Origin of the sequence: Streptomyces sp. DI166, assembly GCF_900091315.1 — a bacterium.
Classification (GTDB): Bacteria; Actinomycetota; Actinomycetes; order Streptomycetales; family Streptomycetaceae; genus Streptomyces; species Streptomyces fuscus.
Window position 1 is genome coordinate 1 of record NZ_FLSP01000151.1, and the last position, 12,792, is coordinate 12,792.

A 12,792-nucleotide genomic window follows, 5' to 3' on the forward strand; every position below is an offset into this window, starting at 1 on the left:
ACCCGACTTTATCAGAAGTTCTGAGCCGGATTTCCCACCCCCTGAGGGGACTCGTTCCGGCGCATGAAGCGGCCGGGTGCCCGTTGAGGTGGAGCCGTAAACGTACTGGAGCGGGGCGCCCCGATGCAAATCGAGGAGCCCCGCTCCGGTTTCACTCGGACGGGTGACGACGGTCCGTCAGACCTCCACCACCACAGGCAGGATCATCGGCCTGCGGCGATAGGTGTCGGAGACCCACTTGCCGAGGGTGCGCCGGACCAGCTGCTGGAGCTGGTGGGGCTCGACTACTCCGTCCTGGGCGGACCGCTCCAGGGTCTCCGTGATCTTCGGGATGACGTCCGCGAAGGCGGAGTCCTCGATGCCGGAGCCGCGGGCCTGGATGTGCGGGCCGCCGGTGATCTTGCCGGTGGAGGAGTCCACGACCACGAAGACCGAGATGATGCCCTCGTCGCCGAGGATCTTCCGGTCCTTCAGTGCCGGCTCGCCGACGTCGCCGACCGAGAGGCCGTCGACGTAGACGTAACCCGCCTGGACCTTGCCGGAGATCTTGGCCTTGCCCTCGACGAGGTCGACGACGACGCCGTCCTCGGCGATGACGATGCGGTCGTGCGGGACGCCGGTCATGGCGCCCAGCTCGGCATTGGCGCGCAGGTGGCGCCATTCGCCGTGGACCGGCATCAGGTTCTTGGGGCGGCAGATGTTGTAGAAGTACAGCAGCTCGCCCGCGGAGGCGTGGCCCGAGACGTGGACCTTGGCGTTGCCCTTGTGGACGACGTTGGCGCCCCACCGGGTCAGGCCGTTGATCACGCGGTAGACCGCGTTCTCGTTGCCGGGGATCAGGGAGGACGCCAGGATCACCGTGTCGCCCTCGACGATGCGGATCTGGTGGTCCCGGTTGGCCATGCGGGACAGGGCCGCCATCGGTTCGCCCTGGGAGCCCGTACAGACCAGCACGACCTCGTGGTCCGGGAGGTCGTCGAGGGTCTTGACGTCGACCACCAGGCCCGGGGGGACCTTCAGATAGCCCAGGTCGCGGGCGATGCCCATGTTCCGGACCATCGAGCGGCCGACGAAGGCGACCCGGCGTCCGTACTCGTGGGCGGCGTCCAGAATCTGCTGGATGCGGTGGACATGGCTGGCGAAGCTGGCCACGATGATCCGCTTGCGGGCGCCGGCGAAGACCTGCCGCAGGACGTTGGAGATGTCCCGCTCGTGCGGGGTGAAGCCGGGGACCTCGGCGTTCGTGGAGTCGCTGAGCAGGAGGTCGATGCCCTCCTCGCTCAGGCGTGCGAACGCGTGCAGGTCGGTGAGGCGGCTGTCCAGCGGGAGCTGGTCCATCTTGAAGTCGCCGGTGTGCACCGCCATGCCCGCGGGGGTGCGGATGGCGACGGCCAGGGCGTCCGGGATGGAGTGGTTGACCGCGACGAACTCGCAGTCGAACGGGCCGATGCGCTCGCGGTTCCCCTCGGACACCTCCAGGGTGTACGGGCGGATGCGGTGCTCCTGGAGCTTGGCCTCGATGAGGGCGAGGGTCAGCTTGGAACCGATCAGCGGGATGTCGGGCTTCTCGCGGAGCAGGAAGGGGACGCCGCCGATGTGGTCCTCGTGACCGTGGGTGAGGACGATGCCCTCGATGTCGTCGAGGCGGTCCCGGATGGACGAGAAGTCCGGCAGGATCAGGTCGATTCCGGGCTGCTCCTCCTCCGGGAAGAGCACTCCGCAGTCGACGATCAGCAGGCGGCCGCCGTACTCGAAGACCGTCATGTTCCGGCCGATTTCACCGAGGCCGCCGAGCGGGGTGACCCGCAGGCCGCCTTCGGGGAGCGGCGGGGGCGGGCCGAGTTCGGGATGCGGATGACTCAAAAGACTCTCCTCAACCACACGCGCCACGTACCGGTAGGGCACGTGGCGCGCGTGACGTTCGTGCAGAAGCAGTTGTCGTTGTGGGGCGCAGGCACCGGTGGCCTGCTTATTCAGTTGTGAAGTCGGTGCGCGGACCCGGCCGCGCGAAGTCTGTTGTCAGAGCTGTACCCCGCCCGCGGCAAGATCGATCTTGAGCTGCTCGATCTCTTCGGGTGAGCACTCGACCATGGGGGCGCGCAGCGGTCCCGCGGGCAGTCCCTGGAGGGTCAGGGCGGCCTTGGTGGTCATGACGCCCTGGGTGCGGAACATGCCCGTGTAGACGGGGAGCAGCTTCTGGTGGATCTCGGTCGCCTTCTGGACGTCACCGCTGGTGTACGCGTCGACCAGGGCGCGCAGCTCGGGGGTGACGACGTGGCCGACGACGGAGACGAAGCCGACCGCGCCCACGGAGAGCAGGGGCAGGTTGAGCATGTCGTCGCCGGAATACCAGGCGAGGCCGGAGCGGGCGATGGCCCAGCTGGCGCGGCCGAGGTCGCCCTTGGCGTCCTTGTTGGCGACGATGCGCGGGTGCTCGGCGAGCCGGACCAGGGTCTCGGTGTTGATCGGGACGCCGCTGCGGCCGGGGATGTCGTAGAGCATGACCGGCAGCCCGGTGGCGTCGGCGATGGCCTTGAAGTGCTGGTACAGGCCCTCCTGCGGGGGCTTGTTGTAGTACGGCGTGACGACGAGGAGGCCGTGGGCGCCGGTCTGCTCGGCCTGGCGGGCGAGCTGGAGGCTGTGGTGGGTGTCGTTGGTGCCGACGCCGGCGACGACGTGGGCGCGGTCGCCGACGGCCTCCAGTACCGCTCGTACGAGATCCGATTTCTCCGCGTCGCTGGTGGTGGGGGACTCGCCGGTGGTGCCGTTGATGATCAGGCCGTCGTTGCCTGCGTCCACCAGGTGCGTGGCGAGCCGCTGCGCGCCGTCGAGGTCGAGTGCGCCGTCCGCCGTGAAGGGCGTGACCATAGCGGTGAGGACCCGCCCGAAGGGGGTCTGCGGAGTGGAGGTCGGAGCCATGGGTTACACGCTACTCGCTGCTCAAGCCGTGGTCTGCACCGTGGTCTGCCCCAGGGGTTCTGGAAAAGTCACGACAAAGGTGGAGCCCGGCACTGCCTGCTCGGGGGTTCAAGCAGTGCCGGGTCCGTTTGATCAGGCTAGATGAACTTCTCTAAATGCCGCAATACGGACACTTCGTGCGGCTGATGCGCACATGTGTGCCCAGCCGGGGAACGCGGGTGCGTTACGGCGCCACACGTCCGTTCGCATTGAAGGCGGCGTAGGTGAGCGGCATGAGCCTGGCCCACTCCGCCTCCATCTTCTCGCCGACCATCTCGATCTCCCGCTGCGGGAAGGAGGGCACCTTCGCCAGCTCGTGCTGGGTGCGCAATCCGAGGAAGTGCATCAGCGAGCGGGCGTTGCAGGTGGCGTACATCGTGGAGAACAGGCCGACGGGCAGGACCGCGCGGGCGACCTCGCGGGCGACGCCCGCGGCGAGCATCTCCTGGTAGGTGCGGTACGCCTGACGGTACGACTCCTCCATCGAGTCGCTGACCAGCTTGTGCTGTTCGGGGGTGCCCTCGACGAAGCGGTACTTGCCGGGGCGGCCCTCCTGGACCAGCTTGCGGTCGGCGCCGGGGACGTAGAAGACCGGCTGGAGCTCCCGGTAGCGACCCGATTCCTCGTTGTACGACCAGCCGACGCGGTGCCGCATGAACTCGCGGAACACGAAGATCGGGGCGCTGATGAAGAAGGTCATCGAGTTGTGCTCGAACGGGCTGCCGTGCCGGTCCCGCATCAGGTAGTTGATGAGTCCCTTGGAGCGCTCGGGGTCCTTCTGGAGCTCGTCCAGGGACTGCTCCCCGATCGTGGACACGCGGGCCGCGAACAGCACGTCGGAGTCGGCGGCGCTGTGTTTCACCAGCTCCACGCTGACATCGCCACGGAACTCGATCTTGAAGTCTTCGTCGGGGGTCACGGTGTGAGGGGCCTTCCCGTCTGGTCGTATGCGTCGTCACTTTACCCACGCAGGACAGGGCACCTTTGCGGCGGTTCGCTCGTCTCTATGGATGACAAACATCCGTTCCGTACCCGAAGGGAGAAGTGCCCCTGATGTTCGGTCGGCGCGAACCCGTCCCGTTTGCCTTCCTTGCCGAAGCGGACCGGTTCCGCAGCAATGTCACTCCCCCGCCGCGAGAGCGGGCGACCGCCGGACAGATAGCCGGGCGGTGTCTGCTGGGGGTGACCATGGTGGCGGCGCTGGTGGGGTCGCTCGTGTTCGGGATGCCCGCGCTCTCCCAGGACCAGGCCCCGCAGCAGACGCAGCATTCGCAGGCCTCGGAAGGGCGTTGAGCCCGTCGTTGACTCTTCCGGACCCCCGAGGGTGGTGAGCACGCACCCCGCTCGATAGCCTCACCGGGCACAGCCCAGCCTGGATCGAGTGAGGACCAGCCGTGCCCCTGCCCTTCCTGACGGCCGACCGCGCCTTCGAGGCAACCGACGATGTCGCGCTGCCCTTCGACGACCGTGACTCCTGGCGGCGCCCCTACCGTCCCGGTCCCTGGCGCGTGGGCGCGGCGGCCCTTCTGCTGCTGCTCGCCTCCTACGTGCTCTTCGCGGCGGTCATCATCGCGCTGACCGGCACCCTCGGCCAGGGCGGCACGGTCTTCGGCCTCGCGCTCGTCGTGATCGCCGCCGCGCTGCGGCTGCTGCGCATGGGCGTGTGGGTCAGTGCCCAAGGACTGCGCCACGTGGGCTTCTTCGTCACGCGTACGGCGCCCTGGGGACAGGTCGTGGCAGTGCGTACGGTGCAGCAGCCGGTGCGCTGGCTCGGTCTCCCGCGCACCGTGCAGGGTCAGGCGCTGGTCCTGGTGCGCGCCGACCGGTCCTCGGACGAGCTGCCGCCGCTGCTGACCACGCACAACGCGGACTTCCTGGGCCGTTTCGAGGCGTTCGACCGGGCCGCGGACACCGTCGAGGCGTGGGGTGCGGAGAACGGGCGCGGGCAGGGCTGAGACGCGCATACGAGAAGGGCCCGGTCCGCCGACGCGGACCGGGCCCTTCTCGTATGCCGTGGACGGCTCAGCGTGCCGTCTCGCGCAGGCTGATCGCGCGCTGCATCGCCTTGCGGGCCCGCGGGGTGTCGCGGGCGTCGTGGTAGGCGACGGCGAGCCGGAACCAGCTGCGCCAGTCGTCCGGCGCGTCCTCGGTCTCGGCCTTGCGGCGGGCGAAGACCTCGTCGGCGGAGTCACGGTCGATCCGGCCGCTCGGGGTGCGCTTCAGCTCGTCGACGGGCAGGCCGCCCTCGGCGTCGAGTTCCGCGGCGAGGGCGTTGGCCTTGCGGACGAACTGGGTGTTCTTCCACAGGAACCACACGCCGATGACCGGCAGGATGAGCACCGAGACACCGAACGCGACGGCGATCGGTTCGCCGGTCCCGATGAGCATGACACCGCGGCTGCCGACCAGGACGAAGTAGACGACCAGGACGGCGGCCGTGAGGGCGTAGGACAGCTTCGCGCGCATCAGCCCAGGTCCAGGAAGTGTTCCAGGCCGAAGGTCAGCCCCGGGGTGGTCACCACGCGGCGGGCGCCGAGCAGGATGCCCGGCATGAAGCTGCTGTGGTGCAGGGAGTCGTGGCGGATGGTGAGGGTCTCGCCCTCGCCGCCCAGCAGGACCTCCTGGTGGGCCAGCAGACCGCGCAGGCGCACCGAGTGGACGGGGACGCCGTCGACGTCCGCGCCGCGCGCCCCGTCCAGGGCGGTCTCGGTGGCGTCCGGCGCCGGTGCCGTGCCCGCCTCGCGCCGGGCCTCGGCGATGAGCTGGGCGGTGCGGGTGGCGGTGCCGGAGGGGGCGTCGACCTTCTTCGGGTGGTGCAGCTCGACCACCTCGACCGACTCGAAGTAGGGCGCGGCGATCTGCGCGAACTTCATGTTGAGCACGGCCCCGATGGAGAAGTTCGGCGCGATGAGCACACCGGTCTGCGGGGAGTCGGCGAGCCATCCCGTCAGCTGCGCGAGGCGCTCGTCGGTCCAGCCCGTCGTACCGACGACCGCGTGGATGCCGTGGCCCACGCAGTACTCAAGGTTGGCCATCACCGAGTCGGGCGTGGTCAGTTCGACGGCGACCTGGGCGCCGGTCTCGGCCAGGGTCTGGAGCTTGTCGCCCCGGCTCAGGGCGGCGACCAGCTCCATGTCCTCGGCGGCCTCCACGGCCCGTACCGCCTCGGAGCCGATGCGGCCCCTGGCACCGAGGACCGCCACACGCAGCTTGCTCATCTTCTTCGTTTCCTTCGGGAGGGCTCGGGAGAGGCTTACGCGACCGCTTCGTGCAGACGGGACGCCTGCTTGTCCTTCAGCGGGCCGATGACCGACAGCGAGGGCCGGTGCCCGAGGATGTCGCGGGCCACCGAGCGGACGTCGTCCGGCGTGACCGAGGCTATCCGGGCCAGCATGTCGTCGACGGACATCTGCTCGCCCCAGCACAGTTCGCTCTTGCCGATACGGTTCATCAGCGCCCCGGTGTCCTCCAGGCCCAGGACCGTGGAGCCCTGGAGCTGGCCGACGGCGCGGCCGATCTCCTCGTCGGACAGACCGTGCTCGGCGACGTGGTCGAGTTCGTCGCGGCAGATCTTCAGCACGTCGTGGACCTGCGAGGGCCGGCAGCCGGCGTAGACGCCGAACAGACCGCAGTCGGCGAAGCCGGAGGTGTACGAGTACACGCTGTAGGCCAGGCCGCGCTTCTCGCGGACCTCCTGGAACAGGCGGGAGGACATGCCGCCGCCCAGGGCGGTGTTGAGCACGCCGAGGGCCCAGCGGCGCTCGTCGGTCCGGGCGAGGCCCGGCATGCCGAGGACGACATGGGCCTGCTCGGTCTTGCGGCCGATCAGCTCCACGCGCCCGGCGGTGCGCAGCCTGCGGTGCCCGTCGCGCGGGGCGATGGGGGCGGCTTCGAGGTTCTGCAGGGCGCCGGCCTTCTCGAAGGCGGCGCGGACCTGCCGTACGACCTTGTTGTGGTCGATGTTGCCCGCGGCGGCCACGACCAGGTGGGTCGGGTCGTAGTGCTTCTTGTAGAAGCGGCGGATGCGGTCGGCGGTCAGGGCGTTGACCGTGTCGACCGTGCCGAGGACGGGCCGGCCGAGGGGGTTGTCGCCGAACATCGTGTGCGCGAACAGGTCGTGCACGCAGTCGCCCGGGTCGTCCTCGGTCATCGCGATCTCTTCGAGGATCGCGCCGCGCTCGACGTTGACGTCCTCTTCGAGGATGAGGGAGCCGGTCAGCATGTCGCAGACCACGTCGATGGCGAGCGGCAGGTCGGTGTCGAGCACGCGTGCGTAGTAGCACGTGTACTCCTTGGCCGTGAACGCGTTCATCTCGCCGCCGACCGCGTCGATCGCGGCGGAGATGTCCAGTGCGCTGCGCCGGGCGGTGCCCTTGAAGAGCAGGTGCTCCAGATAGTGCGTGGCGCCGTTCAGGGACGGCGTCTCGTCACGGGAGCCGACGTGGGCCCATATGCCGAAGGTCGCCGAGCGGACCGAGGGCAGCGTCTCGGTGACGATGCGCAGGCCGCCCGGGAGGGTGGTCTTGCGGACCGTGCCGATGCCGTTGGTGCCCTTGATCAGGGTTTGGGTACGGGCGACGGCCCGCGCCTCCGAAGAGGTGCGGGCCGTCGCCTTGGAGCTACTCGACGTCACTTGTCGGCGTCGTCCTTCTTGTCAGCGTCAGCTTCCTCGCCCTCGATGACCGGAACGAGGGAGAGCTTGCCGCGGGAGTCGATCTCGGCGATCTCGACCTGGACCTTCTGGCCCACGCCGAGCACGTCCTCGACGTTCTCCACGCGCTTGCCGCCGGCCAGCTTGCGGATCTGCGAGATGTGCAGCAGACCGTCCTTGCCGGGCAGCAGGGAGACGAAGGCGCCGAACGTCGTCGTCTTCACGACCGTGCCCAGGTAGCGCTCGCCGACCTCGGGCATCGTCGGGTTGGCGATGCCGTTGATGGTCGTACGGGCGGCCTCGGCGGACGGGCCGTCGGCGGCGCCGATGTAGATGGTGCCGTCGTCCTCGATGGTGATCTCGGCGCCGGTGTCCTCCTGGATCTGGTTGATCATCTTGCCCTTGGGGCCGATGACCTCACCGATCTTGTCCACCGGGATCTTCACGGTGATGATCCGCGGGGCGTTCGGGGACATCTCGTCCGGCGTGTCGATCGCTTCCATCATCACGTCGAGGATGTGGAGGCGGGCGTCACGGGCCTGCTTGAGGGCCGCGGCCAGGACGGAGGCCGGGATGCCGTCCAGCTTGGTGTCGAGCTGGAGGGCGGTCACGAACTCCTTGGTACCGGCGACCTTGAAGTCCATGTCACCGAAGGCGTCCTCCGCACCGAGGATGTCGGTGAGGGTGACGTAGTGCGTCTCGCCCTCGATCTCCTGGGAGATCAGGCCCATGGCGATACCGGCGACCGGGGCCTTCAGCGGCACACCGGCGTTCAGCAGCGACATGGTGGAGGCGCAGACCGAACCCATCGACGTGGAGCCGTTGGAGCCGAGGGCCTCGGAGACCTGGCGGATCGCGTAGGGGAACTCCTCGCGCGACGGCAGGACCGGGATCAGGGCGCGCTCGGCGAGGGCGCCGTGGCCGATCTCGCGGCGCTTCGGGGAGCCGACGCGGCCGGTCTCGCCGGTGGAGTACGGCGGGAAGTTGTAGTTGTGCATGTAGCGCTTGCGGGTCACCGGCGACAGGGTGTCCAGCTGCTGCTCCATGCGGAGCATGTTGAGGGTGGTGACGCCCAGGATCTGGGTCTCGCCACGCTCGAACAGCGCCGAGCCGTGCACGCGCGGGATGGCCTCGACCTCGGCGGCCAGGGTGCGGATGTCGGTGACACCGCGGCCGTCGATGCGCTTCTTCTCCTTGATGACGCGCTCACGGACCAGGGACTTGGTCAGCGAGCGGTACGCGGCGGAGATCTCCTTCTCGCGGCCCTCGAACTCCGGCAGGAGCTTCTCGGCGGCGAGCGCCTTGACGCGGTCCAGCTCGGCCTCGCGCTCCTGCTTGCCCGCGATGGTCAGCGCGGAGGCCAGCTCCGGCTTGACGGCGGCGGTGAGCGCCTCCAGGACGTCGTCCTGGTAGTCGAGGAAGATCGGGAACTCGGCGGTCGGCTTGGCGGCCTTCGCGGCGAGGTCGGCCTGGGCCTTGCAGAGCACCTTGATGAAGGGCTTCGCGGCGTCCAGACCGGCGGCGACGACCTCCTCGGTCGGCGCCTCGGCGCCGCCCTTGACCAGCTGGATGGTCTTCTCGGTGGCCTCGGCCTCGACCATCATGATCGCGACGTCGCCGTCCTCCAGGGTGCGGCCCGCGACGACCATGTCGAAGACGGCGTCCTCAAGCTCGGTGTGCGTCGGGAACGCCACCCACTGGCCGCGGATCAGTGCGACGCGGACGCCGCCGATCGGGCCGGAGAAGGGCAGACCGGCCAGCTGCGTGGACGCGGAGGCGGCGTTGATCGCCACGACGTCGTACAGGTGGTCGGGGTTGAGGGCCATGATCGTGGCGACGACCTGGATCTCGTTGCGCAGGCCCTTCTTGAAGGACGGGCGCAGCGGGCGGTCGATCAGGCGGCAGGTGAGGATCGCGTCCTCGGAGGGCCGGCCCTCGCGGCGGAAGAAGGAACCCGGGATCTTGCCGGCGGCGTACATCCGCTCCTCGACGTCCACCGTGAGGGGGAAGAAGTCGAGCTGGTCCTTGGGGTTCTTGGATGCGGTGGTGGCCGACAGCACCATGGTGTCGTCGTCCAGGTACGCCACGGCGGAGCCGGCGGCCTGCTTGGCCAGGCGGCCCGTCTCGAAGCGGATGGTACGGGTGCCGAAGGCGCCATTGTCGATGACGGCCTCGGCGTAGTGGGTCTCGTTCTCCACTAGCGTTTTCTCCTCGTCTTCGTCCCGCGCAGCCCGTGTGGCAGGGGGACGTTTGCGGAGAAGCGCGCCGTGCGGTGCGGGCCGGTCTTCGATCGAAGCACCCGGGGCTCGCTTCCCCCCGGGGGCCACTACCGAGGACCGGCGGCGGCGTAGGTGCGCTTCTCCTCGTTCGTAGTCGTGATGTCGCCTTACCCGGACGGGCAGGTCCTGTCACGCTGTGTCGTACGTATTGCGTTGTGCTACCACACTACAAAGCGTCTGTGACACTCCGCACGTACAGCAAAGGGAGCGGCCCCCTGTGAACGGGAACCGCTCCCTTCGTGGCGTCTTACTTGGCGCCGGCCGCACCGCGGCGGATGCCGAGGCGGTCGACCAGCGTACGGAAGCGCTGGATGTCCTTCTTGGCCAGGTACTGCAGCAGCCGGCGGCGCTGACCGACCAGGATCAGCAGACCACGGCGGGAGTGGTGGTCGTGCTTGTGGGTCTTGAGGTGCTCGGTCAGGTCGGAGATCCGACGGGACAGCAGAGCGACCTGGACCTCGGGGGAGCCGGTGTCACCCTCCTTGGTACCGAACTCGGCGATGATCTGCTTCTTCGTAGCGGCGTCGAGCGACACGCGTACTCCTCATACTCTGTGAGTGGCCACCGAGTGCCCCCGGTCTGCTTCTCGGGGGAGCTTCCATGACTCGGAAGGCGGGGATCCGCTGAGCGCGGCCTCCAGAGCGTTCCTCTCGGGGCTCCGGGGGTGCGTACACAAACGGCCGTCACTCAGGGTACCAGCCGGAGGTGGGCGCCCTCGCACCGGTTCCGGAACCGCCCTGTTCGCGTGGTGTGGGCCACTAGGGTGAGCGCGCCGATCATTCGTACGTCGGGATGGCCCGTACGTCGGACGTCTGGAAGGGGTCGCTGGACATGGCGGAGACGGAAGAGCAGATCAAGGCGCGCAAGGAGCGCGAGCGCGACGAACTGTACGCCCTCGACATCTCGGGCGTTGAGTGGGAGAGCGCGCCGGGCACCGAGGAGCACGAGGAGCGGGTCGAGATCGCGCGGCTGCCCGGGGGCGCGGTGGCGATGCGCTCGTCCCTGGACCCGGAGACCGTGCTGCGTTACACCGAGGCGGAGTGGCGGGCCTTCGTACTGGGCGCGCGGGACGGGGAGTTCGACCTGGAGCCGACGCCGGGCAACGGGGGCGTGGAGGCGGAGTGAAGGAGCGGCGGCCGTGCGGTGTGGGCACGGCCGCCGTCAACGTGGTTGCCGCGACGGGTGGTTCGCGGTGGGCGCTTCGCGGTGCTCTTGATCGCTTGCTTCGCTTTCGTTCCGGATTGTTCACGGGTGCTACCCGGTTTGTTCACCAATAGGGCGGCTGTGTACGTCACTTCGGGGCAGGCTGTGACGCAGTGGGCCGTTGATCCGAGGTGGACGGGCCTGCCGGGCCGATGCCTGTGGTGATTAGGCTGGGTCCGTGCTCGACGCCAGGCCCGTGGAACGGGGCGTCGACGCCAGGGGGAGAGCCGACGGAAACGGACGACCTCGAACGACTTCGGAAGACGAGCAATGGTCGCCCCGGCACGGCGTGGGGGTGCTCGACCACACCAGGAGGAACTGTGAGCAGCGATCGGGACGGGATCCGCGGGGGCTGGGCCACACCCGGCGATGACCAGCCCGACGCGGAGTCATCGAGCGAGGTCACGGGCGAGTTCACCATCGACTACGCGCCGCCTGCCTGGTACACGCAGAACGCGAGCGACTCCGCCGGGGCTCAGCGGGACGAGGGCGCTTCCGGTACGTCCTCGGCCACCCCCGCGCCCGGTCCGGTCTCACCCTCTCCTACGGCGCTGCCCCCGCTGCCCGGTCTGACGCCGCCGGTTCCGCACGCGGCACCCGCGCCGGCGCCGGGGGCGCCCTTCACGCCGCCTCCGCCGGCGCCTCCGGGGCCTGTCGCCGTGCCCAGGCTGCCGGTGGGCAGCGGCTTCGAACCGCAGACGCCCCCTCAGCCGCCCGTGGCCCAGCAGGCCCCCTCCAACGAGAGCGACAAGGGCGACCTGGAGAGCGGCGCGACGATGCGCTTCTCGGCGGTCGCCCTGAAGCGGGAGATCGAGGAGCGGTCGGCCGAGGCCGAGGCTGTTGACGCGGGGGCGCCGGAGGACGGCGACGCTGTGGTCGGCGGTACGGCGGAGGCGGCGCCGGTGGAGGAGACGGCCGAGGTTGACGCAGCGCCGCTGCAGGAGGCGGCCGAGGTCGACGCGGCGCCGTTGGAAGAGGCGGCTGAGGCCGACGCGGAGGCCGTACAGGGCGAGGAGGCTGACGCCGGGGCGGGTGACGCGGAGGCTTCGGAGGCCGAGGCGGTGAACACCGAGGCGGTGGATGCGGGGGCGGCAGACGCCGTGGCGGCGGAAGCGGAGCCGGTGGACGCCGGTCAGGTGGACGCGGAGGCCGCGGACGCCGGGACGGACGCCGCTGCCGAGCCTGTGGACGCCGGTACGGCAGAGGGCGAGGCGGCCGCCGATGCCGAGCCCGTGATCGCTGGGACCGTGGACGCCGAGCCGGAGGGCTCCGAGGCTGCTGAGTCCGAGCCGGAGGACGCCGTACCCGCCGAGGCGGAGCCCGCGCAGGCCGAGCCGCAGGACGCGGTGCCTGCCGACGCCGAGCAGACGGAGGCCGAGCCGACAGAGGCCGAGCCTCAGGACGCTGTGCCTCAGGACACCGAGGCCGCTGCGTCGGAGCCGCAGGACGCCGTACCTTCCGATGTCGCCGAGCCCCAGGACGCGGTACCGCAGGACGCCGTACCCGCAGAGGCCGCCGAGCCCCAGGATGACGTGGTCCAGGACGCTGCCCCGGCTACTCCGCAGGACGCGCCGCCCGCCTGGACTCCCCCACCGACCCCGCCCGCCGCGGTGCCGCCGCTGCCGCCGTCGTACCAGCCCGCGGCCCCGACCGCGGCACCGCAGTGGCCCGCGCAGCCGACACCTCCGGCAGAGCCGCACG

Annotated in this window: 12 protein-coding genes; 4 read left to right on the top strand and 8 right to left on the bottom strand. The window is 69.8% G+C overall.

Annotated features, from left to right (window positions below; all coding sequences use genetic code 11):
• Window positions 1–177: 177 nt before the first annotated feature.
• The 3 genes from GA0115233_RS37900 to thyX all read right to left on the bottom strand — a co-directional run bounded on the left by GA0115233_RS37900 (window position 178) and on the right by thyX (window position 3,877).
• The gene (locus tag GA0115233_RS37900; protein WP_093725043.1) at window positions 178–1,863 is read right to left on the bottom strand and encodes a ribonuclease J; all 1,686 of its coding nucleotides are present in this window, start codon (window positions 1,861–1,863) and stop codon (window positions 178–180) included.
• A gap of 156 nt (window positions 1,864–2,019) precedes the next feature.
• The gene (dapA, locus tag GA0115233_RS37905; protein WP_093725045.1) at window positions 2,020–2,919 is read right to left on the bottom strand and encodes a 4-hydroxy-tetrahydrodipicolinate synthase; all 900 of its coding nucleotides are present in this window, start codon (window positions 2,917–2,919) and stop codon (window positions 2,020–2,022) included.
• Window positions 2,920–3,142: 223 nt separating this feature from the next.
• Complete coding sequence (gene thyX, locus GA0115233_RS37910; RefSeq protein ID WP_093725047.1) at window positions 3,143–3,877, bottom strand: FAD-dependent thymidylate synthase; 735 nt, start codon at window positions 3,875–3,877, stop codon at window positions 3,143–3,145.
• A gap of 134 nt (window positions 3,878–4,011) precedes the next feature.
• Between thyX and GA0115233_RS37915 the strand changes: the two genes are divergently transcribed.
• Window positions 4,012–4,251, top strand: a complete 240-nt coding sequence (locus GA0115233_RS37915) for a hypothetical protein (protein WP_093725049.1) — start codon at window positions 4,012–4,014, stop codon at window positions 4,249–4,251.
• Between the two features lie 101 nt (window positions 4,252–4,352).
• Window positions 4,353–4,913: a PH domain-containing protein gene (locus GA0115233_RS37920; RefSeq protein WP_093725051.1), complete on the top strand. Its 561-nt coding sequence runs from the start codon at window positions 4,353–4,355 to the stop codon at window positions 4,911–4,913.
• Window positions 4,914–4,980: 67 nt separating this feature from the next.
• Here GA0115233_RS37920 and GA0115233_RS37925 read toward each other — a convergent pair whose 3' ends face one another.
• From GA0115233_RS37925 to rpsO, 5 genes are all read right to left on the bottom strand, one after another.
• The gene (locus GA0115233_RS37925; protein WP_093725053.1) at window positions 4,981–5,424 is read right to left on the bottom strand and encodes a hypothetical protein; all 444 of its coding nucleotides are present in this window, start codon (window positions 5,422–5,424) and stop codon (window positions 4,981–4,983) included.
• A complete protein-coding gene (gene dapB / locus GA0115233_RS37930) occupies window positions 5,424–6,176 on the bottom strand; it encodes a 4-hydroxy-tetrahydrodipicolinate reductase (protein ID WP_093725055.1) in 753 nt (250 codons plus the stop codon). The genes GA0115233_RS37925 and dapB overlap by 1 nt, the downstream gene beginning before the upstream one ends.
• Window positions 6,177–6,211: 35 nt before the next feature.
• Complete coding sequence (locus GA0115233_RS37935) at window positions 6,212–7,591, bottom strand: M16 family metallopeptidase (RefSeq protein WP_093725057.1); 1,380 nt, start codon at window positions 7,589–7,591, stop codon at window positions 6,212–6,214.
• The gene (locus GA0115233_RS37940; RefSeq protein WP_093725059.1) at window positions 7,588–9,807 is read right to left on the bottom strand and encodes a polyribonucleotide nucleotidyltransferase; all 2,220 of its coding nucleotides are present in this window, start codon (window positions 9,805–9,807) and stop codon (window positions 7,588–7,590) included. Before GA0115233_RS37940 ends, GA0115233_RS37935 begins: the two co-directional genes overlap by 4 nt.
• Before the next feature lie 328 nt (window positions 9,808–10,135).
• Window positions 10,136–10,423 (bottom strand): 30S ribosomal protein S15, encoded by a 288-nt coding sequence (rpsO, locus tag GA0115233_RS37945; RefSeq protein ID WP_030619140.1) that lies wholly within the window; start codon window positions 10,421–10,423, stop codon window positions 10,136–10,138.
• 296 nt (window positions 10,424–10,719) lie between these two features.
• Between rpsO and GA0115233_RS37950 the strand changes: the two genes are divergently transcribed.
• Together GA0115233_RS37950 and GA0115233_RS41380 are read left to right on the top strand one after the other, a co-directional pair.
• Entirely contained in the window at window positions 10,720–11,013 is a 294-nt protein-coding gene (locus tag GA0115233_RS37950) for a DUF397 domain-containing protein (RefSeq protein ID WP_093725061.1), read from the top strand.
• Window positions 11,014–11,411: 398 nt separating this feature from the next.
• The coding region (locus GA0115233_RS41380) for an SCO5717 family growth-regulating ATPase (protein WP_255310492.1) at window positions 11,412–12,792 on the top strand (1,381 nt) is incomplete at its 3' end.